The following is a 25016-nucleotide window of genomic DNA, read 5'->3' as shown; positions in this document are numbered from 1 at the left end:
GGTCCGCGCGGGCGGCGCCGGCCCCGCTCAGGCCAGGTGCGCCCGCAGGAAGCCGCCGCCCTGCCGCAGTGCCGCGCGGGAGGGCGGGCTGTCACGCAGCGCGTTCAGCGACACGAAGTCGTGCACGGTGCCGAGGAACCGTACGGCCGACGCCCGGGCGGCGTGGCCGAAGCCGCGACCAGCCGGGCCACGACCGGGTCCAGGGTGACCGGGGGCGGCGGGACCGGGCCCTGCCCGGGCCGGGCGTCAGGCTCCACGAGGCCTCGTCTCCGCGCGGTCGGGGTCAATGGTCTGCCTGCTCTGCAGCAGGTCGCGCAGCTGGTGCCGGCTGCTGACGCCGAGTTTGGGATAGACGTTGTACAGGTGCGAGCCCACCGTGCGGGGCGACAGGAAGAGCTGTTCACCGATCTCGCGGTTCGACAGGCCCTGCGCGGCCAGGCGGACGATCTGCTGCTGCTGGGCGGTCAACCCGTCCAGGGAGGCGGCGGATTCGACGGCCGGGTCGGCGTTGTTCGCCACGCCGCTGGCGCGCAGCTCCTGGCGGATCGCGGCGGCGAACGGCTGGAACCCGAGGACGTCGGCGGTGTCCAGCGCCGCGACGAGTTGCTGCCGGGCCTCGGAGGGGCGCCTGGCGCGGCGCAGCCAGATCGCGTAGCTGAACCGGGCCTGCGCCCGCTCGACCGGCCACTGCTCGCCCTCGGCGTTCACCAGCGCGAGGCGGAAGTGGTGCTCGGGGTCGGGGCCGGGATCCAGCAGGGCCGTGGCATGGTGCAGCAGGAGCGTCATCCGGACCGTCGGCCGCTCCCCGTGCGTCGACCGCACCCGCGCCAGGACCTCCGCCGCGTCCTCGCTCGTGCCGGCCCGCTGGGCGGCCAGGGCGAGTTCCGCGACGCAGCGCGAGGAGTGGAACGGGTGCACCGGAGTGCCGTCCTCGGCGTACAGCCTGCGGAGCCAGCGGTAGGCGTCGGCCCACTCCGCGTGGGACATCGCGACCAGGGCGACGGCCCGGACCAGCCGGGCCCGGGTGGCGGCGTTCTCGTAGCCGTCGAACGGGACCTCCGGCCAGGTGATCAGGTTCGCGGGGGCGGTCCCGCGCAGGGCGCGCAGGGACAGGTCGAAGGCCTCCAGGTCGGCCTGGGGGCGGGTCAGGCGCAGCACCGCCGCCTGGTCGGTCGCCTCCTCCACCCGGGCGGACACCTCCGACCACTGGCCGGTCGCCAGGAGGGTGTCCAGCAGGGGGGCCAGGTGCCAGGCCCGCAGGCCGAAGGCCCGACGCCCGCGCAGGTAGGTGTCGGCGGCGCGGTAGTGCTCCAGGGTGACGCCCGGCTCGTCGGAGAGGTAGCCGACCGAGGCGACGGCGAGGCGCCTGGTCAGCTGGTCCCGTCCGTCCAGGGGGCCGCTGCCCATGAGGGCGTCGGGGCCTTCGACGGCTCGCGACGCGCTCGTGGGCCGGGTCTCCGTGCCCTGCACGAAGCCCGCGAGCACGCCGGTCGGTCCGGGCCTGGACGCGCGGTGGGCGTCCGGGCCGGGCCCGGCTTCGCGGAGGCCGGTCTCGCGGAGGCCTGCTTCGCGGAGGCCCGTTTCGCGGAGACCGGCGACCAGCTCCGAGAGCCGGGCGCGGTGCTCCGGCAGGCCGGACTGCTCGGCGATCGCCGAGGCCAGCGTCACCGACCGCGCGTCGATGGCGGCACCGACCGACGGGTGCCGGTCCGCGCTGTCGAGCAGGAGGGCGAACGCCTCCTTCTGCCGGGAGGAGTGGGACAGGGCGGTCGCCGCGGCCAGGTCGGCCTCGCGGGCGAGCCTGGGGTCGCTGTTGACGCTCAGGAAGCGCGCGTGGAGGCTGCGGACCCAGTCCAGGTCCCCGACGGCGACGGCCGCGTCCAGGGCCCCGGCGAGGAGCCGGGCCCGCTCACCCGCGCTGGTGCTGAACCGGGCGGCGTCCTCCAGGGCCCGCGCGAGGGTGAAGTCGTCCGCCGAGTGCCTGGCCGCCGCCCGCAGGTCCTCGGTGAGCGAGGCGTCCGGGACCACGGCGGCGGCCATCAGGTGCCGCGCCCGGTCGAGCGGCCGCCCGCCGGCCCGGTCGGCGAGGTCCCGGTGGGCACGGGTCAGCACCGCGGCGGACTGCCCGGTGGAGGCGGCGACCCTGGCCAGCGGGTGCCGGAAGACGAGGTGACCGTCGATCAGGGCGACGATCCCGGCCTCCTCGGCGGGGGCCCAGATCCCCAGGTCGGAGGTGTCCAGTGCGGCCATCACGGCGGCCGCGTCGTCGCCGGGCAGGGCCACGGCCGCGTAGAGGAGGGCCGTGCGCGTCCGGGCGGGCAGCGGGGCGATCAGGGTGTCGAACCTGGTCCGGAGGTTCCGCAGACGGGGAGTCCGCTCACGGGCCAGGGCCGGATCGGCGGAGGCCCGTCGACGGCACAGCTCCAGCAGGGCGGACGGATTGCCCTCGGCCTCCTCCAGCACCTCCAGGCGGGTGCGCCCGACGGGGGCGCCGGGCACCGAGTCCAGCAGGTCGGCGGAGAAGCGCGGCGACAGCGGCGCGAGGTGCAGCGGCTCGACGTCGGCGGGCAGGTCCAGCAGGGCCTCGTCCTCGCGCGAGGCGAGCAGGAGCGACACCCGGCTCCGCTCCGCGCGGCGGACGAGCGACCCCAGCAGCTCCAGGGTGGGGCGGTCGCAGGCGTGGGCGTCGTCGACCGCGATGAGGACCGGGCCCGGGGCGCAGCCGCGGTCGGGGCCGTTCGTCCGCTCCAGCAGCGCCGCGGTGCCGGCCGCCACGTCCGCCGCGGACGGCACGGACGATGCAGACGGCGCGGACGGCGCGGTGGCATCGGGCCCGATGGCGAGCGCGCCGAGCAGGGCCTGCCGATGAGGCTCGCCCAGCATCGGCACCCGGTCCGTCAGCGGGGCGAGCAGGTGGCGGAGCAGCCCGTACGGAACCCCGCTCTCCGGGGCCCAGCCCTGAGCCGTCAGCACCACCGCGCCGGCTTCGGCCGCCTGCTCACAGGCCGTCCGCAGGAGCCGCGACTTCCCGATGCCCTCCGAGCCGACGAGCACCAGGGCCCCCGGCGTCCCGGGCTCCCGCCGGACGTGGCGACGCAGTTGCTCCAGTTCGGCGCCGCGCCCGAACAGCGTGCCGGTGCCGTGGGCGGAGGCCGGTCGCGCCCCGTGGTCCTCGGGTTCGTCCCGGACCGTCTCCATGATCGTCATCGTCGCACTCCACACTGCCCGCCGCGACCACCGCGGCACCTCTCCACATTGTCGATCTTGCTCGGGGTCGGTCCCGTCCTCGCGCCGCACCGGCCCCGCTCTCCGTTTCCCGTATCCCGTTTCTCTAGCGGAGCAGGAGCGGTGCGCTGAGGCGCAAGTACGAGCGGTGGCGGCTCCCTAGGGTGGCCGTGTCGCGGATCGTGGCCTCCGGGCCTTCAGGCCCTGGCTCCGCCCTTGCCGCGGGGTCGCGGACCTCGCCCGAGGGGTGCGCCGTGCGCGGTCGGGATCCCGCGCCCGGCGCCGCGCCACGCCCAACCGTGATCCGTACCTCTCGCTCCCGAAGGAACGACACCATGCGCATCTCCACCCTGCTCCAGGCTTCCGTGGTGGCCCTCACCGCGGTGACGGCGGGCGTCATCACCGCTCCCGCCCACGCTTCGACTCCCCCGCTGACCGCGCCCCAGGTGGTCGCGCACCTCGACCTCGCCCAGGGCCGGCAGCCGGAGAACCTCACCGTGCTGCCCAACGGCAACACGGTCGTGACCTTCGCCTTCTCCCGCCAGGTCGCCGAGATCGACTGCCACGGCGCCGTCCGGATCCTCGCCACCCTGCCCGCCCCGGCGGCGGACGCGGCCACTCCCGTGCTGAAGTCCCCGTTCCTCGGCGGCGTCGTACGCGACGACAGCGGCACCCTGTACTTCGCCTACGCGACCGGGACCGCCGACCTCACCGGCATCTGGAAGCTGGCCCCCGGCGGCACCCCGCAGCGCATCGCCGCCCTGCCCGCCGACGCCCTGCCCAACGGCCTCGCCCGGGACGAGCGCACCGGCTACCTGTACGCCGCCGACTCCGTCCTCGGCACCGTCTGGCGCGTCCCCGCCCGCGGCGGCGCCGCCGTCCCGTGGGCGACCGGCGCCGACCTCAAGGCGAACGGCTTCCTCGGCGCCAACGGCATCAAGATCCGCGACAGGGCGGTCTGGGTCAGCAACCTCGACAACGGCACCCTGCTGCGCGTCCCGGTCCGGCCCGACGGCACCGCCGGCCCGGCCCAGACCGTCGCCACCGGACTGACCGGCATCGACGACTTCGCCTTCACCGGCCGTGGCAACCAGGTCCTGGCCGCCCTCAACAGCAGCAACCAGATCGCCCTGGTCGACGACAACGGCACCCACACCATCGTGCTGAACCAGGCGGACGGGCTGCAGAACCCCACCTCCGTCGCCGTCCAGGGCGACCGGGTCTGGGTCGCGGACGCCGCGTACCTGACCCAGCAGGACCCGAACCTCCTCACCGCCCGCCTGCTCAGGAACAACTAGCGCTGCCGCCGGAACAAGACCACCCCCGCTGCCGTGCCCGAGGGTCCGGTGGCGGGGGGCACCGGTCGACGGGCGCCACCGCGGCGGTGTCGGGGGCGACGGACCGCCTGCGGCGCGTCGCCCGGCCTCACCAGGACCGGCTGTGCAGCGCCATGTGCACGGTGTCGACGACCTGGATCATCGCGGCCCGGGTGGTGCCCGTGGGATGGGTCCCGCCGACCAGCAGGAAGCCGTGCATCACCCCCTGGTAGCGCGTGGCCACCACCGGGACCCCGGCGGCGCGGAGTCTGGCCGCGTAGGCCTCGCCCTCGTCCCGCAGCACGTCGGCCTCCGCGGTGACCACCAACGCCGGTGGCAGCCCGGCGAGTTGCTCCAGCGACGCCCGCAGCGGCGCGGCCGTCACCTCCGTGCGGCGGTCCGGCTCGGGCAGGTAGGCGTCCCAGAACCGGCGCATGTGCTCACGGTGCAGGAAGTAGCCGGTGGCGAACCGGCGGTAGGACGGGGTGTCGAAGTCGGCATCGGTGACGGGGCAGAGCAACACCTGCTGGACCAGCGGGAGTTCACCGCGCTCCCGGGCCAGCAGCGTCAGCGCCGCCACCAGGTTCGCCCCCGCCGAGTCCCCGACGACGGCGATCCGCTCCCCCGCCAACCCGATCTCGTGCCCGTACTGGTGGATCCACCGGGCCACCGCGTAACACTGCTCCACCGCCACCGGGTAGCGCGCCGCAGGCGCCCGGGCGTAGTCCACGTACACGACGGCCGCGTCCGCACCCAGCGCGAACTCCCGCACCAGCCGGGCGTAGCAGTCGGCGTCACCGAGCGACCAGCCCAGGCCGGGCAGGAACAGCACCACCGGACTGGGCCGGGCGGCGCCGACGGGTCTGGTCACCTGGACACGCGCCCGCCCGGTCGGTCCGCAGGGCAGGGTGAGCCACTCAGAGGTGACGCCGCTGGGGTCCTCCTCGTCCTCGTACCCGTCCCAGGTCGGCGCCCCGCCCGCTCCGCCGTCCGGTACGCCGTCGGGGATGAGGAAGGAGAGGTCCGGCAGCCCGGTCGCGGACCGGCCCGCTCCGGTGTCCAGGAACTCCTGGAACGCGCGGTCGAGCACCGGATGCCAGTCGGGCAGCGGGGTGGGATCGGACAACTCGTCGCTCCTGGCCTGGTCGGATCGGCGCGGCAACGCGAAGCCCGCCCTGGCGTGGGCTCGGTCCGCGCCCGAAGGCCGGCCTTCCGGCGCCACGCACACGCCACCCGACGGTACTGCCGGGGAACCGGCCCCAGTGGCCTGATCGTGCACGGATTTCCCTTCGAGGGCACGGGCGTCCGGCCGATGCCGGGAGTTCGGTCGGGGCAGGAAGGCGGGAGCGGGTTCAGGAGGAATGACGGCCGTCGGCCCGGGCGGCGTAGGCCTGCCACTCACGGGGCGAGAGCCCGTAGGCGTCGCGGAACGTCCGGCTGAAGTGGGAGTGGCTGACGAAACCCCATCGGTGTGCGACGGCGGAGACGCTGGTCTGCCGGCGCGACGGCCGCTCCAACTCCCGGCGGCAGGCGTCCAGTCGGCGCTGCCGCACGAACTGGCCCACCGTCGTCCCGTCCTGCTGGAACAGCTTGTGCAGATAGCGCACCGAGATGTGCTGCGAGCGGGCGATCGACTCCGGCGCCAGATCCGGATCCGCGAGGTTCTCCTCGATGTGGGCCCGGATCCGTGCCAGCAGTTCGGCCGCGCCGCCCGGCTGCTCCGGCGCCTCCCGCTCCAGCAGCTCCGCCACCAGGACCGCCACGATGTCGCAGACACTGCGCGCCAGGTGGTTGCCCGGCCGGGCCCGGTGCGCCCGGGACTGGACGACCAGCGTCCGCAGGAACTGGGCGGCGAGCGAGCCGACGCCCTCGCTCCCCCGCGCCACCAGCCCGCCCGCACGCCGGACGTCGGCCTGCCGTACGCCCAGGTAGAAGCACGGGATCCGGAACTCGACCATCCGGCACTCGGCGTCCCGCAACAGGACCGCCGGGTGGCGGGTGTCGCCGATCAGCAGGTCCCCGGGCTCCAGCACCGTGCTGACGCCATGGCGGCGGACCAGCGCGGTGCCGCCGACGTGCAGGAGGACGTACAGGCAGTCCTCGGGATCGGCCCCCGGCGGCGGGGGCAGGACGTCGACGCAGCCGCTGCCACCGTCACGGGCGGCCTGGGCGAGCTGCCGGGCTCGGCTTTCGCCTGCGGGGGGTTCGGGCATGGGCGAGGGACCCGACGGGATCACGGGAGACTCCTGACCGGTTGCGAGGGTTCGGTACGGGTGCTGGTGACGATCGCCGAGCCGCTTCGGAACGGGCGCGGCGATCGGGAGGGGATCAGGACGATCGGGGGATCAGGAGAGGAACTTCTCCACGACGGCGTTGAACGCGCCGGGGTTCTCCAGGAACGGGAAGTGCGAACTCGCCACGTTCTTCGGGAACACGTGGAGACCGGCGCCGGGGATCCGCTCGGCGATGAAGCGCTGGGACGCCGGGTCCACGTGGCTCCCCTCGCAGCCGATCACCAGGGTGGGCACGTCGATGCAGTCGAGGACGTCGCGCCAGTCCTGGGCGCAGTGGTCGAAGAGCAGGGGGACGCCCGCGTACGCCGGGGTCGAGCGGATCTGCCCGGTCACGAAGGCGAGCAGCTCCGGGTCGGTGTCGCCGCTGAACATGGAGCGGACGAAGTCCTCGCGGACCTTCTCCCCGTCCGGGCCGGCCAGCGCGTCGCCCAGTTCGAGGAGCCCGGCGACGTCGAAGATGGCGCCGCACTCGCATTGCTCCGTCTCCGTCATCCAGGGCACCGCCGCCACCGCGGCCGGCTGGTCGACCAGGACGAGCCGGCGGATCCGGCCGGTGCCGTACTGGTCGACGAAGCTCCACCACACCGAGGCGCCCATCGACCAGCCCAGCGCGTCGAAGCCGTCCAGGCCCAGGTGGTCGACCAGGTCGAGGACGTCACGGGCCAGGCGCGCGATGCGGTAGCCGTGGCGCGGCTTGCCGGACCGGCCGTGGCCGCGGAAGTCCACCGTCACGACGCGTCGGCCGGGCGCCAGCCCCTCGACCTGGTGGCGGAACATCTCCTGCGTCTGCCCCCAGCCGTGGAGCAGCACCAGCGGGACGCCGTCGCCGCCGCTGTCGCGGTAGGCCAGGCGCACGCCGTCGTTCGTGATCAGTTCGTGCATGGTGCTCGTTCTCGTCCGTTCTTCTCGGCTCGTGGCTTCGGGAGGTGGATTCGGGAGGTGGCGTCGGCGGGCGGTGGCCGGGGCCCCGGCGCGGTCACGACGGCGCGGGGCCGTCCGGGGGCCCGCCCGACCGGGGGGCCTGGAGCAGGTCCAGGAGCTGGAGCCCCATGTGCAGCACCAGGCGGTGCGCGCCGTCGTCCAGGTCCAGGCCCGTGATCTCCTGGATCTGGCGCAGCCGGTAGTACAGCGAGGTACGGTGCAGCGCCAGGACCTCCGCCGTCCTGGGCACCGATCCGGCGTGCTCCAGGAAGCAGCGCAGCGTCTCCTCCAGCCGGGCGCCGGCGCTGTCGTCCCGCAGGCGCCGCAGCGGTTTGGGGACGAGGGATTCGTTGAGCGCGCCGTCGGGCAGCTGGAGGAACATCGTGTACTCCCCGAGCCGCTCCCAGTCGCCGACGCCCTCCAGCCGGGGCAGCCGACGGGCCGCGCGCACCGCGACCAGAGCCTGCTCGTGGGAGATCCACGCGTCGGCGAGCGCCGTCCGCCGGCCGCCCACACCCACCACGACGTCCGTCCCGGGGCCCAGGAAGGTCGTCAGGGAGCGGACGATGCCGCGGCCCTGCAGGTCCAGGTCCGCCTCCGACGGCTCCTTCTCGAAGACCTGCACCAGGACCGCCCGGTCCCGCTCGATCATCAGCAGACCGCGGGCCGTACGGGCGTGCCGGAACGGCTCCAGGGCGCCGCGGAGGGCCACCGCGATCCGGCCGGAGGGCCCACGCTGTCCGGTGACGGCCACGCCGGTCACCACGACGTGGGGGCCCGTCGGAAGGAGTCCGTCGTCGACCAGGCGCTGGTGCGCCGCGCAGCGCAGCGCGGAGTCCGATCCGACCAGCCAGCCCACGAGTTGACGGGTGCGCTCCTCGTCCACCTCCGAGGCGAGGCGCTCGGCGTACATCTCGACCGCCACCGTGCCGGCGACCCGCTCGATGGCCCTGGTCTCGGACTCGGTGAGGGGTTCACCGGCCGCCACGACCATGAGGATGCCCAGCAGGTGGCCGCGCTCGCGGATCGGGACGCAGTAGCGCGGCTGCAGCCCGAGGTCGTCGCGGCCCGGCAGGACGCCCGGGCGGGTCCACTCGATGACGCCCTGGGACAGCACGTGGCGGACGACCTCGTCGTCCGCCACGCCCTGCAGCAGCGTGCGCACCCGCACCCGGTCCTCGTCCCCGAAGTGCCGGCTGGCGCAGATCATCCGCACCAGCGGGTCGTCGAGGGCGACGGAGCGCCCCAGTTCCTCGGCCAGGCCGTCCACCAGCGGCTGCAGCACTTCGCCTCCCGAGCGTGCGCGCCGGATCCACATCGTCATGATCAACTCCTTCCTGGCACGCCATTCATACAAGGAGCGCAGCGGAAGGACAACGTTCAACAAACCGAGGATCCGGCGGCTCCACCCGACCGGGGCGGGCGGTCGCCCGGGGCGGCGTCGGCCCCCGGAGGGCGGCGCACAGGGGCTCCCCGGGCGAACCGGAGGACGGCCAAAAGGCTTTCAGCGCCGTGGAGTTCACCCATGATGACGGCCGGCCGGGGTGACCCTTCGGCCGTGCCGCTCCCCGGCCGCCGGACCGGGCCGACAGGACGGGAACGAGGCCGAGGAGCGCCCGCGCACCCCGCGAACGGTGCGCAGAGTGTCGTATCGCGGTGCACCGCCAGCACATCACCGAATGTCCGGACATCGGCCGGCCGGCCCCGGGGCCGCACCCGGCCCGCCACCCTGAGCCGCCGGCCACCGCGAAGCCGCGCCACCGGCCACCGCGGGCCGTCAGCCCCGGATCGCGCCCGTCGCCAGGCCCGCGGCGATCCGGCGCTGGACGAGGAGGAAGGCGACGACCACCGGCAGCGCGGTGAGGGTCGCACCGGCCATCAGGCCGCCGTAGTCCGTGCCGAAGCTGGTCTGGAAGGAGACCAGCCAGATGGGGAGCGTCCGCTTGTCGTTGCTGGAGAGCAGGACGTACGCCAGGACGTACTCGTTCCAGGCCTGCACCAGGGCGAAGATCGAGGTGGCCACCAGGCCGGGGGCGAGCAGGGGCAGGGTGACGTGCCGGAAGGCGCCCAGGCGGCCGCAGCCGTCGACCATGGCGGCCTCCTCCAGCTCCGGGGGGATGGCGACGATGAACCCGCGCAGCATCCACACGGTGAACGGGAGGGCGAAGGCGAGGTAGGTGAGGACCACGCCGGTCAGGGTGTCGGTGAGGGCGAGGTCGTTGAGCAGCAGGTAGACGGGGATGACGAGGGCGATGAGGGGGATGGTCTGGACGCACAGCAGGGCCAGGACCAGCGCCCTGCGGCCGGCGAAGGAGAAGCGGGCGACGGCGAAGGCCGCGAGCGTGCCGATGACCAGGGAGACCAGCACCGTCCCCGCCCCGATCAGGACGCTCGACCGCACGTTGGCCCAGAAGGAGTCCGAGCCCACCGCCCGGCGGAAGTTGTCCAGGGTGAACGGCCCGGGCCAGAACGTCGGCGGCAGCCGCAGGATCCGGCTGGCCGGCCGGAACGAGGTCAGGACCATCCAGTACACGGGGAAGGCCATGACGGCGGCGCCGAGCAGTCCGACGGCGTTCGCGATCCGGCGGCTTCGGCGCCGCCGCCTGTCACCGGTCATTCGACCTCTCCCGTCCGCAGCACCTGGCGCAGGTAGACCGCGGACCCGCCGAGCAGCAGGACGACGGTGACCAGTGCGATGGCCGCTCCCGCGCTGTAGCGGTTGACGGCGAACGACTCGATGAAGGAGTAGACGCCGAGCAGGTAGTAGTCCCGCTCCGGCTGGCCGCCACGCATCAGCCAGATCTGACTGAACGCCCCGAAGTCCCAGATCGCCGACAACGCCGCGACCACCGTGAACAGCGGCCTGATCACCGGGAACGTCACGTGGCGGAAGAGCACCAGGCCCTTCGCGCCGTCGACCCGCGCGGCCTCCTCCAGTTCGGCGGGCACCTGGGTGAGCGCCGCGTGCAGGGTGATGGCGGCGAACGGGATCGCCCCCCACACCACGACGGCGACGATCACGGCGAAGCCCTGCCACGGGTCGGCGAACCAGTTGTGCCCCCGGAAGTCCGCACCGGTGAGTCCGCCGAGCAGCCAGTTGACCACTCCGTAGTCGGCGTCGGACAGCCAGCGGAAGACCGACGCGGCAACCATGAACGGCATCGCCCACACCGCGACCAGGACCCCGGTGATCACCACCCGCACCCAGGTCGAGACCAGGCGCAGCAACAGCGCGAACGCCAGGCCGAACAGCATGGTCAGCCCGGCGCAGACGACGGCGAACGCCACGGTGCGGGCGACGACGGTCCAGAAGAACCCGTCGGAGAGGACCTCGCGGTACTGGTCCAGCCCGACCCAGGGCGGGGCCGTGCCGGCGAACAGCTGCTTGCGGGTCATGTCCTCGAAGGAGAGCAGGACCATGTCGACCAGCGGGTAGCCGAGCACCAGGAGGAGCGTGCCGACCATGGGCGCGACCAGCAGGTACGGGGTGGCGCGGCGCCCCCTGCGCCCTGTGGTCGGCCCGCGCCCGTCGCTCCGGCGGCGCGTGGGCGTGGCGCCGGAGCGACGGCGCGTGGGCGTGGCGCTCTTCACGGTGTGCCCCCGGAGGATCGCCGCGCCTCAGTTCTTGTCGATGACCGCATCGATCCGGCCGTCCGCCGTCTTCGCGGCCTCCTCCACCGTGTGCTTGCCGGTGGCGATGTCCTCGAGCATCTCCTGCAGGATGTTGGCCTTCTCGACCGCCGCCCAGCCGGGGGCCGGCGGGGTGACCCAGCCCCGGGTGGCGGCCCTGGCCGCGGATCCGTTGACGCCGGCGGGGTCCACCTCGGCGAGCTGAGCGGTGTTGTTGGGCAGGGTGTTGGCCTTGATCAGCCGCTGCTGGGAGGTCCGGTCGGTGAAGAGCCGGATCCAGTCCCGGGCGAGCTGCCCGTTCTTCGACTTCGCCGGGACGGCGAGCTCGGAGCCGCCCAGGAAGGGCGGCAGCGGCCCGCCCGAGGGGCCGGGGAAGGGGAAGGTCGCGAACCGGCCGCGCAGCGCCGGGTCCCCTCCGGACTGCGGGTCGGCGGCGGCCTCCGCCTCCCAGGTGTTGCCGTAGAAGACCGCGACCTTGCCCTGGCCGACCACGGCCGGTTCGTCGCCGTTGTCCTTGGACCGGTCCCCCACGTAGTAGGCGTCCAGCAGGCCCTTCCAGGCCTTCAGCCCGGCCACGGACTCGGGGCTGGACAGGGCGCTCCGCCAGTGGCCGTCCGCCCTGACGGCGATCTCACCGCCGGCGTCCTTCACGAAGGCCATCGCGGCGTACCAGTAGCGGCCGGGCAGGTACAGCGCGGAGAACGCGTGGTCCTGGGCGCCGAACTTCGCCTTCAGCGCGTCGAGGTCCGCGATCAGCTCCGGGTAGCTCTCGGGCGCCTTCGTCAGACCCGCCTGCTGGAACAGGTCCGTGCGGTAGATGCCGACCCGGGCACCGACGTAGTAGGGCACGCAGTAGGTACGGCCGTTGGACTCGCAGGGCTCCCGGAGGGCACCGAGCCACTGGGCCGACTGGTCGAAGACCGAGGGCTCGACCGCCGTGAAGGCGTCGTTGACGATGTAGTTCACGACCTCGCTGTTGCCCATCTCCACGACGTCCGGCACGTCGCGGCCCGCCAGGGCGGCGTCCAGCTTCAGGTTCTTGGTGGTCCACTGCTGGTACTCGACCGCGACGGACACGCCTGGGTGCTGCTGCGCGAACCGGGCGTTGGTGGACTCCACCAGGTCCGGCCAGCTCTCCTGCGCGTCGACGGTCAGCCACACGGTGAGGCGCTGTGAGCCCTTCGCCGATCCGCTTCCACCGCTCTCGCAACCCGCCGCGCCCGCCAGCACCGCGGCGGCCGACGCGATCGCGACCATGCCGCGCAGCCCTCTTCTCGCCATGCCCCCTCCTCATCCGCCGATCTGCCGGTCGCCACTACCCAGGAATTTGTCAACTCACGCTACACAAACCGAATTTCGGCCATCGCCGTGCGGCGGGATTCCTGATGGAGCGTCAGATCAAGGGGGCCGACACATGGGCGGATCCCCTCCGGGGGCACCGACGGCCGACCATGCCACCGCCGTCGACGATGACGCAAAGCGAACGGGGGGCGTCACGAAGGTCGACGGTGCACGCCATCACGGCGGGGCGGAAAGGAACATGACGAAACGTCAGCTCCTGGCGGCAACGGACCGCCTCACCGCCCCCGACGCCTCACCCGCGCGTCACGCCGCTCAGGCGCCGCTCCCCGGCGCCCCGGGTTCACGGCCGAACGCCTTGAGGAAGGTGTCCACCGCAGCCCGGGCGATGCCGTTCAGCTCGGCGTCCGGGACCTGCCGGGTGCCGCAGCGGGAACGGGCCTCCATCGGACCGGCGAGCAGCGCCATGAACTGTTCGGCGGCGCAGACCGGGTCGGTGGCGGTCAGCCGCCCGGAGAGGGTCAGCCGGGCCAGCCGGTCGGCCATCGCCTCGGTCACCCGGTCGACGCCCCGCCCCTGGACGGTGTCCAGCAGGTCGGGGAAGCGGGCGACCTCCGAGTAGAGCAGCCGGCGCAGGGCCCAGGACTGTTCGCTGCGGTGGCAGAGCAGCAGGGCCTGGGCGACGGACACGAGCGCGTCGTGAAGGTCGTCGCAGGACAGGAGCAGGCCCTCGACGGCGGCCAGGTTCCGGGCCGTCGCCTCGTCGGCGGCGATGAGGACGGCCTGGCGGAAGAGGTTCGCCTTGTCGTTCAGGTGGTTGTAGACGGTCGGCTTGGCGACACCGGCCTCGGCCGCGATCTCCTGTACACACGCGTCGGTGTAGCCCTGGCGGGCGAACACCGTGAACGCGGCGCTCAGGATGGCCTGCCTCTTGTCGATGCGGCCGCGCGGCGCCCCGCGTCCGGCCTCGACTGTCGCACGTGCTTCGGTCACCCGGTCATCGTACTCGCGGCGAACTCGACTTGGACTCGCTGGTTCAAAATTGTGGACTTGTTGGTTGCGAACCTGACTGAGTGGCCGTTAGATTCGGCTCGTTGATCCACAACCTTTGAGTCCGGCGCAACCCACGCACTCGACCGGAGAAGCAGCCATGTCCCGAGACCGGGCCGATCGGCTCGCACCCCCACACCTGCTCGACGTCATGAGCGCGGCCGTCTCTCCCGGCGTCCGCCGGATCGTCCTGGACGCCGACGGCGCGGCCCTGTCCGCGCTGCTCTGCGAGCCCGAGCACGGCCCCGCGCGGGCCGTGGTCGTCGCCCTGCACGGCGGCGGCACCAGCGCGGCGTACTTCGACGGCCAGGCCGACCCGGACCAGTCGTTGCTGACCCTCGGCGCGCGCCTCGGCTACACCGTCCTCGCCGTCGACCGTCCCGGCTACCGCGGGTCCGCCGGGCAGTTCCCGGACGGGCAGCGGCTCGCCGACCAGGCCGGTACCGTCCGCGCGGCCCTGCGGGACTTCACCGCCCGGCACGCCCCCGGCGCGGTCCTGTTCCTGCTGGGGCACTCGCTCGGCGGCAAGCTCGCCCTCGGCCTCGCCGCCGACCCGGACGGGCTCGACCTCGTCGGCCTCGACGTCTCCGGCTGCGGCCACGAGTACGCCGTCGACCCGCGCGACATCGTCGCGCCCGGCGGCAAACTGTGGCGGCACCACTGGGGTCCGGTGCGGCTGTACCCGCCGGACACCTTCCGCGCCTGCGGCCAGGTGGTCGCCCCGATGCCCGACCGCGAGAAGGCGGACGCCATCGCCTGGGCCGAGGACTTCGCCGCGCTCGCCCCACGCGTGCGGGTGCCGCTCCGGCTCACCTTCGCCGAGTACGAGGCCTGGTGGCGCCACGACGACCGGGCGCTGAGCGACCTCGCGGCCCGCTTCACCGCCGCCCCCCGGGTGCTGGTGGACCGTCAGCCGCAGGCCGGCCACAACATCAGCCTCGGCTGGGCCGCCCGCCCCTACCACCTGCGGGCGCTCGCCTTCCTGGCGGACTGCCTGGCCGCACGCGCCGCGGCCGGCCCCGCGCGGACGGCCGCCTGACCCGATCCACCGCCGTACGGCAGTGGACCCCCCGAAGCTCCGGTGCGCGCAGCCGCGCGGACCGGCCGCCGGACTTCCGGCGAACCCACCCACCCACTGGAGGACACCATGAGCACTGTCACCGCCGAGCTCGAGTTCGACCTGGATCTCGACCTGGAGGTCGTCGTGGAGGAGGGCGCCGTCGCCGGTGCGAAGTCCTTCACTGGGACCGGCACCTGCCTGTCCTGCCCGATCACCTCCTGGCTGTGCTGATCCGGTGACCGGTGCCGGGCGGTGCGCGCGATCCGCGTGCGCCGCCCGGCACCGACGCGCGCGCCCACGGGCCGCGCGGGACGAACGGACGGGACGGACGAGCGGAACGGGGATGGACGGGATGCGGACGGACAGCGGGACCGGCTTCGAATCGGCGGGAGTGGCGCTGCTGCGCGCGGCCGCCCTGCCACTGCCCACGGACGGCGGCGGGTCGCCCTCTCCCGATTCCGGTGACCCCGACCGCCTGCGGGCCGAAGTCGAACGCCTGGCATCCGAAGCGGAGTTCATGGCCGCGGTGGACCTGGCGAGCCCCGCCCTGGCGGCCGAGGCCCGGCGGGTGCTCGCCGGGGAGCCGCTCAAGCTCCGCCGGCTGCGCCGCCTCGCCGTCTCGCTCCTCAAGTACCGGCTGCGGATGACCCACCGCGCGACCCCCTTCGGCCTCTTCGCCGGCGTCGCCGTCGCCGGCTTCGGAGCCTCGCCCGCCGCGGACCTGGGCACCGGGCACCGGCCGGTCAGCCGTCCGGACGCCGGGTGGCTGGACGAAGTGCTGAGCGCCCTGCTCGCCGACCCCGCGGTGCTCCGCGGCGGACGGCTCGTCGCCAACGCCCTGCGGGTCGAGCGCGAGGGGCGCCTGGTGCTGCTCGACGTCTACCAGGCCGACGGCGGAAGCCAGTTGCACCACTCGGTCGGGCTGAGTCCGGCCGTGCGGTACCTGCTGGAGTGCGCGGCCGAGCCCGTCGGCTGGTCGGAGCTGCTGGCCCGGACGGCCGAGCGCTTCCCGCAGGCGGAGGGCGCCGCCGTCGACCGGGCCATCGCCCAACTCGTCCGCACCCGCTTCCTGTTGAGCGACATCGTCCCGCCGCCCGAGTGCGCGGACCCGCTCCGGCACGTCCTGGACCGGCTGGACGGGCTCGACCACCCGGCGGCTGCGGCCCTGCGCGGCGTCCGGGCCTGCCTCGCCGCGTTGGACGCCGCCGCCCCGGGCGACCGGGGACGCGCGCTCACGGCGGCGCGCGAGCGGATGGCCGCCCTGCACCCGACCGAGCACCCGATCCAGACCGACCTCGCTCTGGACGCCCGCGTCGTCCTGCCGACGGAGGTCGCCCGCGAGGCCGAACGGGCGGCGGACGCCCTGTGGAGCGTCTCCCTGATCCGGCCCGGCAGTGCGCACCTGCGCGAGTACCACGAGGCCTTCCTGGAACGGTACGGCACCGACCGGGCCGTACCGGTGCTCGAACTGCTCGACGAGGGACGCGGGTTGGGACTTCCTGCGGCCTACCGTGCGGCAGCCGGACGCCCGGCCCCGCATCCGGGGGCGGATGCCCGGGACCGGGTGCTCGGCGAACTCCTCCTCGCCGCCGTCCGGCGGGCGGCCGACGGATCGGTGCCGGAAGTCCGGCTCGACGAGCGGGCGTTGGGCGACCTCGCCGGGCCGACGTCGCGACGACGCCCCGGCTCCCTCGAACTCGGCGCCGAACTCCTCGCCGACAGCTGGGAGTCGTTGTGCGCGGGCGACTTCCGGCTCGTCCTGGGCGGCAACCCGGGCTCCCCGCTGGCCGGTGCCACCTTCGGCCGGTTCGCCCACCTCCTGGGCGAACGGGCCGACGACGTCGCCGCGTTCGTACGGCGGGCCGGCGGCGGCGCCGAGCCCGGGGAACGCGCCGCGACCGTCGCCTACCGGCCCCGCGCGATCCGCTCGGGCAACGTCGCCGCCGTCCCGCAGTGGCTCCCGGACCGGATCCCGCTGGGTGTCGGCCCCGCCACGACGGAGGGCACCCGGGACCTGCCGGTCGAGCACCTGGCCGTCCACGCCGACCTCGACGGCCTCCGGCTCACCGACACCCGCAGCGGGGAGCCCGTCCGCCCGGTCTCGTACTCGATGCTCAACCCGGCCGGCGGCCACCTCCCGCACGTCGCCCGGTTCATCCTGGAGCTCGGGCAGGAGGGCCAGGACTGGTGTCTGCCCTGGAACTGGGGCTCGTGGTCGACGGCCCCCGTCCAACCCCGGGTCAGCCACGGCCGCACCGTCCTCGCCCCCGCGCGCTGGCTGCCCGACCGCGAGCTGACCGCGAGCGCAGGAGGGCCCGAATGGGAGGCGGAGGTGGCGCGTTGGCGCGGGCGCTGGAGCGTGCCCCGGCACGTCCTGCTGACCCGCGCGGACCACCGCGTCGCCGTCGACCTCGACCAGCCCCTGCACCGGACGGTCCTCGCCGAGGAACTCGCCCGCCCCGGGCTCGCCGTCGTGGAACGCCTCGGCGCCGACCGCCCCGGCACGTGGCTGACCGGCCCGGACGGCCCGCACGCCACCGAGCTCGTCCTCCCGCTGCTCGCCGCACGCGAGCCCGCGAACCGCACCGCGCCGCGACGGCCCGCGCCCCGCCCCCTGCCGGACCGGGCATCCGCCACCCACCTGCCCGGCGGGGAGTGGCTGTACGCCAAGGTCTACGTCCCGCAGGCGCGCCAGGACGGGCTCCTCACCCGGCGCTCGGCGCTGCTCACGGACCCCGCCCTGCTCGCCGAGGCCGGTGTCGACGACTGGTTCTTCCTGCGCTACGCGGATCCGGATCCGCACCTGCGGCTGCGCTTCCACGGCAAGCCCGCCGGCCTCTGGACGGCCCTCCTGCCCCGCCTGCACGGCTGGGCCGAGGACCTGCGCGACGCCGGGCTCGGCGGGCGACTCGTCCTGGACACCTACGACCCCGAGACCGAACGCTACGGCGGACCCGCCCCGCACGACCGCGCCACCCGGGTCTTCCACGCCGACAGTCGGCTGGTGATCGCCCAACTCGCCTCCGGCAAAGAGGTGTTCGGGCTCTCTGGCACCGCACTCGCGGCCCTCGGCGTGCTCGACCTCGTCACCGCCCTCGGCACCCCCGAGGAAGCCCTGGCCTGGCTGAGCGGCGAGCCCGTCCGCGCCCGCATCGGGGACGTCGACCGGGACGGCAAGAAGACGATGGCCGCACTGCTCGACGAGAACTGCCGGCCCGGGCCCGGGCTGACACCGGAGACGGCCGGGCCGTGGGCCGCACGCGCGGACGCCCTCGCCGACCTGCGCACCGCCCTGACCGCCGCCGCGACCGCTCCGGCCCGCCGGGCGTCCATCGCGACGAGCCTCGCCCACATGCACTGCAACCGCCTCCTCGGCCCCCGCCCCGACGACGAGGCCCTGGCCCACGCGATCGCCCGCGAGGCCCTGTCCCTGCGCATCGACCGGAAGCGGCACGGCCGATGAGCACCCACGAGACCCACCGCACCGGGACGGCCCGGCCCGCCGCGCACCAGGAGCGACCGGGCGGCGCGGAACGGAGCGCGCGCACGGCCCGGGCCGTCGCCCACCAGGTCGGCGAGCGCCTGCGTGACCCGCAGCACGTCGCCGAGACCGCCGGGCGGGCGTTCGCCACCGCCCCGGCCGACCTGCTGCTGCCCGGCTGGCAACCCGCCTCCGTCCTGCTCGGGCATGCCGGGATCGCCCTGCTGCACATCGTCCGGGCGCGGCACGAGCCCGACTGGTCGTCCGTCGCGCACGCGCACCTGGCCGCCGCCGTCCGATCCGCCCCCTCAGTCGGCCCGGCCGGGGCGGGCGATCTGATCCTCCCGGCCCTGCTGCACGCCCGCCTGACCGGCGGATACGCCAAACTGCTCGCCCGCAGCACCGAGTTGGCCACCGCCCACACGGCGGCCGCGGTCGCCGCGCTCGACGCCCGGCTGACCGAACACGGGCCGGGCCTCTCCTACCTGGACTACGACGTCGTCGCGGGTCTCGCGGGCCGGGGCCGCGCCCTGCTGGCCGCCGCGGGCTCCGGGGACGAGCGCGTCACGGCGGTCCTGTCCGACCTGCTGCGCCTGCTGGTCCGGCTGACCCGCCCCACCGAGGTGCGGGGCCGCGAGGTGCCGGGCTGGTGGTGCGCCCCGGAGCGCTACGTCGTCGACCGCGACCGGCTGGCGTACCCGTCCGGTGACTTCAACCTCGGTGCCGCGCACGGGATCTGCGGTCCGCTCTCACTCCTCGCCCTCGCCCACCGCGCGGGAGTCGTGGTACCCGGCGGGCCGGAGGCGATCCGCTCCGTCACCGACTGGCTCCTGACCAGGGAGCTGACGGACGCGACGGGCGCCTACTGGCCCGCGCGGATCCCATACGAGGAGGAGACCGGCCAGGCCGTCGGCACCGGTGCCGCCACCCCCCGGGCGGGCTGGTGCTACGGCGCGTCCGGCATCGCGTGGTCCCTCCACCTCGCCGGTCACGCCCTCGCCGATCCGGCGGTCGGGGCCCGCGCCCGGGACGCCATGCGCGCCGCCGTCACCCGGCCGCTCCCGAGCACGATGGCGGACGACCCCGGCCTGTGCCACGGCCGCGCCGGCGTGCTGCACACCGCCGTGCGGATGGCGGCCGCGACCGGCAACCCGGTGCTGTGGGCGGCCGCGGACCGTGCCGCCGCCGAACTCGCCGCCGCCTTCGACGAGGACGCGCCGTTCGGATACCGCCAGCACGTCCCCACCGGCACGGGCCCCCGGTACCTGGACAGCCCGGCCCTGATCGACGGCGCCACCGGAGCGGCCCTGGCCCTGGCCGGCTACGCCGACGCGCGGGCCGAACCCGACGGGTCGGGCGAACCCGACTGGGACGCGGCCCTGCTGCTGACCTGAGGCCGCCGACGCCGCCCCGAGGTCACGCGGGAGCGAGGACCGACACAGCGCCCGCCCGTCGGCGCGGCCTCGGCGCGGCTTCGGCGCGGCTTCGGCATGGCTTCGACGCGCCGTCGCGCGGCTGCGCGCGCCGCGCCTCCCCCGCTCCCGCGTGCGCCGCGAGTCCCCGACAGCGGCCGCGAATCGCCAGCACATTGGGAGAACACCGCCCCCGGTAACCATCTTCTTGGAAGCGGCTGCCCCTCCGCTCTCCCACACCCGACGGCCGAGGTTCAGGCGAGGAGACCATGCGGGATGCAATCAGCGACGGCACGGGCAACCGCGTCGTCATCAAGGTGGGAACGTCGTCTCTGATCACCCGGGGAGAAGTCGACCCCGTCAAGCTCGACACCCTCTGCACGACGGTGGCGAAGGGCATCGAGGCCGGTCTGGCGCCGGTGCTCGTCACCTCCGGGGCGATCGCCCTGGGCCGCACCAGGCACGGCGATCTGACCCAGGACACGGCGGAGGCCGCACAGACCGCGGCGGCGCTCGGTCAGGGAATGCTGTACTCGGCGCTCCGTGCCCGGTTCGCCGCGTACGGCCTGGAGACGGGGCAGATCCTGCTGACCCCGCACGACCTCGTCGCGCCGGAACGCGGTGGCGGTGTCCGCCGCACGTTCGACCTGATGCGCTCGCTGGGCATGGTTCCCGTCGTCAACGAGAACGACGCGCTGGGCGTGCGCAACAACGACGTCCTGGCCGCTCTGCTCGGCGGATTCCTCGAAGCGCGGCTCCTGCTGCTGCTCACCAACGTGGCCGGCCTCTACGACGGCAACCCGATGCTCGGAGAGGGCGCCGTGCGCATCGCCGAGGTGACGGGTCCGATCTCCGAAGTCGAGGCGATGGCCGGGGGATCCACCGGAGACGGCGGAACCGGCGGCATGCTCGTGAAGCTGAGCGCCTGCTGGATCGCCGCGCACGCCGGGGTCCGCACCGTGGTGGCCGACGCCATGGACTCCACCGTCCTGATCGCGGCCTTCCGCGGCAACGAGGTGGAGGGAACCGTCTTCCCGCCGCGCACGACCCACGCCGCCGCGCCCGATCTCGGCCGCCTGTGGCGGGCCTTCCGGTACCCCCCGAGCGGGACCGTGGTCTGCGACGCCGCGGGGCGGCAGGCCGTCGAGTCGGGCCGGGCCCTGCTCGCCGGGAGCGTCGGCGTGCTCAAGGGGTCGTTCGACCGCGGCGACGTCGTGGACGTCCTCGACTCGGACTCCCGGGTGATCGCCCGCGGCACCGTCCGCCTCGGCGCGGCGGAGGTCGGGGCCGGCGACCGGTTCGCCTCGGAACTCATCGACGACTGTGACTACGTACGGATTTTTGGAGGCTAGTTGTGTCGGTAATCGAGATCTGCCGTGCTGCCGCGGAAGCGACCGCCGCCGTCAAGAGGCTGACCACGGCGAAGAAGAACCAGGTCCTCCTGGACATGGCTGCCGCCGTCGAGCGCAACCGCGACTCGATCATCAAGGCGAACGAGCAGGACATCGAAGCCGCCCGTGCGGCCGGTGTCACCCCGACCCTCGTCGACCGCCTGACCCTGACCGAGAGCCGGATGGCCGGACTGGTGAACGCCATCCACACGGTGGCGTCGCTGGCGGACCCGGTCGGCGAGGTCGTCAAGGGCTGGACCCGCCCCAACGGCCTGCTGATCGAGCAGGTGCGGGAGCCGCTGGGCGTCATCGCGGTGATCTACGAGGCTCGGCCCAACGTCACCGCCGAGGTCGCCGCGCTGTGCCTGAAGACCGGCAACTGCGCGGTGCTGCGCGGCTCGTCCATGGCCGCCGCCACCAACGCCGCGATCATGGAGGCGCTGGCGGAGGCCGTCGCCGAGCACGACGACGTGCCCGCCGCGGCCGTCCAGCTGATCTCGGACCCGTCCCGTGACGCCGCCCTGGAGCTGATGCGCGCCAAGGGGTACGTCGACCTGCTCGTCCCGCGGGGCGGCCCCGAGCTGATCGCCTCCGTCGAGAAGAACGCCACCGTGCCCACGGTGATCGACGGCGCCGGCAACTGCCACACCTACATCGACCGTTCCGCGGACCCGGACATCGCGACCGCGGTCACGATCAACGCCAAGACCTCGCGGCCGAGCGTGTGCAACGCGATGGAGACCCTGCTGGTCCACGCGGACCTGGCGGAGTCCTGGCTGCCCGGAGTCCTCGACCTGCTGGCCGAGGCGGGCGTGGAGATCCGCGGCGACGAGACCGTCCGGCGGGTCTGGCCGAAGGCGCTCGCCGCGACCGAGGAGGACTGGGGCACCGAGTACCTGCGGCTCGTCCTCGCGGTCAAGGTCGTTCCCGACGCCGACGCCGCCTTCGCGCACATCCGCCGGTGGGGCACGTCCAACGCCGAGGGCATCGTGGCCAAGGACATCGACGTGGCGCGGCGCTTCGCCCGGGAGGTCGACTCCGGCAGCGTCTTCGTCAACACCTCCACCCGCTACTCCGACGGCGGCGAGTTCGGCTACGGCGTGGAGATCGGCGTCTCCACCCAGAAGCTGCACGTGCGCGGCCCGATGGGTCTGGAGTCGCTGACCACGGTGAAGAACGTGGTCTGGGGCAGCGGCCAGACGAGGGTCGTCTGATGGCCGGGCAGCCGCACGCCGCGACGGAGCGGTCGCTGCGCACCTCCCGGCTGATGGAGGGCATCACCCAGGCACTGTCGGTCCAGCACAACAACGTCGTCTACGACATGAAGTCCGCCGGACAGGACATCATCACGCTGTCCCTCGGCGAGGCCTTCTTCGACCTGCCGCTGCCGTCCTTCGACGGCCTCACCACGCCCGGCCTGCACCACTACTCGCACTCCCGGGGACTGCCGGAGCTACGGCGGCTGCTCGCCAAGTACTACGGGTCCGGGTTCGCGCTCCCGGTGGATCCGGACACCGAGGTGATCGTCACCGCCGGTTCGAAGGCCGCCATCTACATGGCGCTGATGGCGATCGTCGACCCCGGCGACCAGGTGATCGTGCCGGAGCCGTACTGGCTGAGCTACCCGGCGCAGATCCGCATGTGCCAGGGCGAGCCGGTGATGGTTCCGCACGACGTGCCGGTCTTCGACTTCGAGCGGTTCGTCACCGCGCGCACCCGTGCGGTCATCATCAACAACCCGAACAACCCGAGCGGACACGTCTACACCCGGGCCGAGCTGGAGTACCTGCACGAACTGGCCGACCGCCACGGGCTCCTGCTGATCGTCGACGAGGCGTACAACGAGTTCATCCCGCCGGGCGCCGAGTTCATCTCGGCCGGGTCGCTCGACCCGGAGAAGCGGCACACGGTCACGGTCAACTCGATGTCGAAGAACTACGGCGTCTCGGGCTGGCGGATCGGCTACCTCATCGCCAACGAACGGCTCACCGAGCAGATCCTGAAGATCAACCAGCATCTGGTCACCTGTGCGCCCACCATCCTGGCGGCCTACCTGGCCGAACGCTTCGACGACCTCCTGGACGTCACCCGGCCGCAGATCCAGCGCACCGTCCAGCTGCGCAACCGGGTCGCCGGCTGGTTCGCGGACGAGGGCATCGACACCATGCCCGGCACGTCGACCTTCTACCTCTTCGTCCACCTGGGCGGATCCGGCCTCGACTCCACCGAGTTCGCCGGCCGGCTGCTGAGGGAGAGCGCGATCAGTGTGGTGCCCGGCATCGGGTACGGGGACTCCTGCGACCGCTACGTACGGGTCTCCGTGGGCAGCGAGTCCGAGGAGCGCATCGCCCGTGCCGTGGCCGCGATCCGGGACCTCGTCGAGAGCACCACGCCCGAACACCTGACCTCCCGACCGCGGTCGAGGGTCGAATCCGGGGTGTGACCCGCAAGCCGCAGCGCCGAGTCCTTCCGGCCTCGCGGTCCCGACCGCGAGGCCGGAAGGAACCCGATCATCCGACAGCAACCCGAGGGGAAGGCCCATGACGAGGGACTCCGTCACACGCAGCTACGTCGAGCGGTGCCTGGAAGAGGGCAGCGCCTTGCGGGACCTCGTGAGCCGCGTGCCGTTCCCCAGGGAAGCCGACGCCGACTACCGGAGCATCCTCCTGCCCCGGCCGACGTTCGTGCCGCACGACTCCATCGCCACGTGCGCCGACGACCTGACGTCGCTGTTCCACGTCCTGACCTCGCTGCCGGACCGGCTCTTCGGCGGGGACGTCGACGGCTACTCCCGGGAACTGGGCATCGACCCCCGGCGGGCGGCGCTGATCCAGCGGCTCGGGGGCGAGATCACCCTCTACGGGCGCGCCGACCTCTACCGTGTCGACGACTCCTTCAAGCTCCTCGAGTTCAACATCAACAGCAGCGTCGGCGGGGTCTCCTGGTCGGACATGGCCAAGTACATGCTGGAGGTGCCGGAGTTCCGGGAGTTCGCCGACGAGCACGGCCTCGACTACGTCCACACCGGCGAGCGTTTCGTCCGGGCCCTGCGTGAGGCGTCGAGGACCGTCACCGGCGGTGCGCCACCCGTCGTCGGCGCGGTCGACTGCGACGGCGCCATGGCCAAGTACCGGAGCATGTACCTGAGCCTCCAGGAGATGATGCGCGGGTTCGGCATCGAGATGGTCCTCGGTGAGCTGAGCGAGGTCCGGGAGAAGGGCGGGAGGCTGTACCTCCAGGGCCGGCCGCTGGACGTCGTCGCGCGCTACTTCACGGTGGAGGAGGTGGTGGCGAGCCCCGACGGCGAGAAGGTCCTGGAGCCGATCTTCCGGGCGCACGAGGAGGGCCGCGTGGTCCTGTGGACCACGATGCGCACGGGACTGGTGCACAACAAGGCCTGCCTGGCGATGCTGCACGACCAGAGGTGGCGCGACGCCTTCTCGGCCGAGGAGAGGGCGCTGATCGACCGGATCCTCCCCTGGGCCCGGGTCCTGGACTCCGGGACCGTCGAGGCCGGGGGAACCACGGTGGATCTGCTCGACTACTGCCGGGAGCACCGCGAGAAGATCATCATGAAGCCCGTCAACGGATACTCGGGGATCGGCAGCTACGCCGGCTGGGAGCAGTCCGACCGGGACTGGCGGGAGCTCCTGGCCGGGGCCCGCGGGCGCGGGTACATCGTCCAGGAAAGAGTGGTCCCGGATCCGGAGCCGATCGTCGATCCGGAGAGCGGGACCGTCCGGGACCACGACTCCGTCTGGGGCGTCTTCGTCACTCCGGAGGGATACGGCGGGGCTCAGGTGCGGGCCACCCCTTCCGGCGGTCAGGCGGTCATCAACATGGGTGCCGACCGACGCGTCAAGGCGGCCCCCGTGTTCCGCCACGCTTCCTGAGACCGCGGAGGACTCCACGAATGACTCGGTCCCGGACGAGCGCG

At 73.7% G+C, this 25016-nt stretch carries 18 protein-coding genes; 9 read left to right on the top strand and 9 right to left on the bottom strand.

Going from position 1 to position 25016, the window contains the following annotated elements; all coding sequences use genetic code 11:
* Nucleotides 1-246: 246 nt before the first annotated feature.
* Nucleotides 247-3207 carry an AAA family ATPase gene (locus ACGF13_RS16905; protein WP_392875026.1) on the bottom strand — a complete coding sequence of 987 codons (2961 nt, stop codon included), beginning with the start codon at nucleotides 3205-3207 and terminating at the stop codon, nucleotides 247-249.
* Nucleotides 3208-3560: 353 nt separating this feature from the next.
* On the opposite strand from ACGF13_RS16905, the gene ACGF13_RS16900 reads away from it, so the two are divergent.
* On the top strand, nucleotides 3561-4523 hold the full coding sequence (locus ACGF13_RS16900) for an SMP-30/gluconolactonase/LRE family protein (RefSeq protein WP_392875023.1): 963 nt from the start codon (nucleotides 3561-3563) through the stop codon (nucleotides 4521-4523).
* Nucleotides 4524-4650: 127 nt separating this feature from the next.
* On the opposite strand, the gene ACGF13_RS16895 is transcribed toward ACGF13_RS16900, so the two are convergent.
* The 8 genes from ACGF13_RS16895 to ACGF13_RS16860 all read right to left on the bottom strand — a co-directional run bounded on the left by ACGF13_RS16895 (nucleotide 4651) and on the right by ACGF13_RS16860 (nucleotide 13678).
* The gene (locus ACGF13_RS16895) at nucleotides 4651-5667 is read right to left on the bottom strand and encodes an alpha/beta hydrolase (RefSeq protein WP_392875020.1); all 1017 of its coding nucleotides are present in this window, start codon (nucleotides 5665-5667) and stop codon (nucleotides 4651-4653) included.
* 226 nt (nucleotides 5668-5893) lie between these two features.
* A complete protein-coding gene (locus ACGF13_RS16890) occupies nucleotides 5894-6754 on the bottom strand; it encodes a helix-turn-helix domain-containing protein (RefSeq protein WP_392875017.1) in 861 nt (286 codons plus the stop codon).
* 132 nt (nucleotides 6755-6886) lie between these two features.
* On the bottom strand, nucleotides 6887-7717 hold the full coding sequence (locus ACGF13_RS16885) for an alpha/beta fold hydrolase (protein ID WP_392875014.1): 831 nt from the start codon (nucleotides 7715-7717) through the stop codon (nucleotides 6887-6889).
* Between the two features lie 94 nt (nucleotides 7718-7811).
* Complete coding sequence (locus ACGF13_RS16880) at nucleotides 7812-9080, bottom strand: PucR family transcriptional regulator (RefSeq protein ID WP_392875011.1); 1269 nt, start codon at nucleotides 9078-9080, stop codon at nucleotides 7812-7814.
* A gap of 453 nt (nucleotides 9081-9533) precedes the next feature.
* Nucleotides 9534-10373, bottom strand: coding sequence for a carbohydrate ABC transporter permease (locus tag ACGF13_RS16875; RefSeq protein WP_392875008.1), 840 nt, complete (start codon nucleotides 10371-10373; stop codon nucleotides 9534-9536).
* The gene (locus tag ACGF13_RS16870; protein ID WP_392875005.1) at nucleotides 10370-11221 is read right to left on the bottom strand and encodes a carbohydrate ABC transporter permease; all 852 of its coding nucleotides are present in this window, start codon (nucleotides 11219-11221) and stop codon (nucleotides 10370-10372) included. Before ACGF13_RS16870 ends, ACGF13_RS16875 begins: the two co-directional genes overlap by 4 nt.
* A gap of 153 nt (nucleotides 11222-11374) precedes the next feature.
* Entirely contained in the window at nucleotides 11375-12667 is a 1293-nt protein-coding gene (locus ACGF13_RS16865) for an extracellular solute-binding protein (protein ID WP_392875002.1), read from the bottom strand.
* 333 nt (nucleotides 12668-13000) lie between these two features.
* Entirely contained in the window at nucleotides 13001-13678 is a 678-nt protein-coding gene (locus tag ACGF13_RS16860; RefSeq protein ID WP_392874999.1) for a TetR/AcrR family transcriptional regulator, read from the bottom strand.
* Nucleotides 13679-13886: 208 nt separating this feature from the next.
* Here ACGF13_RS16860 and ACGF13_RS16855 point away from each other — a divergent pair, with 208 nt between their 5' ends.
* The 8 genes from ACGF13_RS16855 to ACGF13_RS16820 all read left to right on the top strand — a co-directional run bounded on the left by ACGF13_RS16855 (nucleotide 13887) and on the right by ACGF13_RS16820 (nucleotide 24972).
* Complete coding sequence (locus ACGF13_RS16855) at nucleotides 13887-14774, top strand: alpha/beta hydrolase (RefSeq protein ID WP_392875782.1); 888 nt, start codon at nucleotides 13887-13889, stop codon at nucleotides 14772-14774.
* A 108-nt stretch (nucleotides 14775-14882) separates the two neighbouring features.
* The gene (locus ACGF13_RS16850; RefSeq protein WP_392874996.1) at nucleotides 14883-15026 is read left to right on the top strand and encodes a hypothetical protein; all 144 of its coding nucleotides are present in this window, start codon (nucleotides 14883-14885) and stop codon (nucleotides 15024-15026) included.
* A gap of 121 nt (nucleotides 15027-15147) precedes the next feature.
* Nucleotides 15148-18258, top strand: a complete 3111-nt coding sequence (locus ACGF13_RS16845; protein ID WP_392874993.1) for a lantibiotic dehydratase — start codon at nucleotides 15148-15150, stop codon at nucleotides 18256-18258.
* Entirely contained in the window at nucleotides 18255-19670 is a 1416-nt protein-coding gene (locus ACGF13_RS16840) for a lanthionine synthetase LanC family protein (RefSeq protein WP_392874990.1), read from the top strand. Before ACGF13_RS16845 ends, ACGF13_RS16840 begins: the two co-directional genes overlap by 4 nt.
* A gap of 287 nt (nucleotides 19671-19957) precedes the next feature.
* Entirely contained in the window at nucleotides 19958-21040 is a 1083-nt protein-coding gene (gene proB, locus ACGF13_RS16835; protein ID WP_392874987.1) for a glutamate 5-kinase, read from the top strand.
* A 2-nt stretch (nucleotides 21041-21042) separates the two neighbouring features.
* Nucleotides 21043-22293: a glutamate-5-semialdehyde dehydrogenase gene (locus ACGF13_RS16830; protein WP_392874984.1), complete on the top strand. Its 1251-nt coding sequence runs from the start codon at nucleotides 21043-21045 to the stop codon at nucleotides 22291-22293.
* Entirely contained in the window at nucleotides 22293-23522 is a 1230-nt protein-coding gene (locus ACGF13_RS16825) for a pyridoxal phosphate-dependent aminotransferase (RefSeq protein ID WP_392874981.1), read from the top strand. Before ACGF13_RS16830 ends, ACGF13_RS16825 begins: the two co-directional genes overlap by 1 nt.
* Nucleotides 23523-23619: 97 nt before the next feature.
* On the top strand, nucleotides 23620-24972 hold the full coding sequence (locus ACGF13_RS16820) for a hypothetical protein (RefSeq protein ID WP_392874978.1): 1353 nt from the start codon (nucleotides 23620-23622) through the stop codon (nucleotides 24970-24972).
* Nucleotides 24973-25016: the final 44 nt, after the last annotated feature.

It is taken from the genome of Kitasatospora sp. NPDC048286 (assembly GCF_043201735.1).
In the GTDB taxonomy this organism is placed as follows: domain Bacteria; phylum Actinomycetota; class Actinomycetes; order Streptomycetales; family Streptomycetaceae; genus Kitasatospora.
The sequence above is the reverse complement of the archived record's forward strand: the minus strand, read 5'-3'. Positions and strand labels throughout refer to the sequence as shown.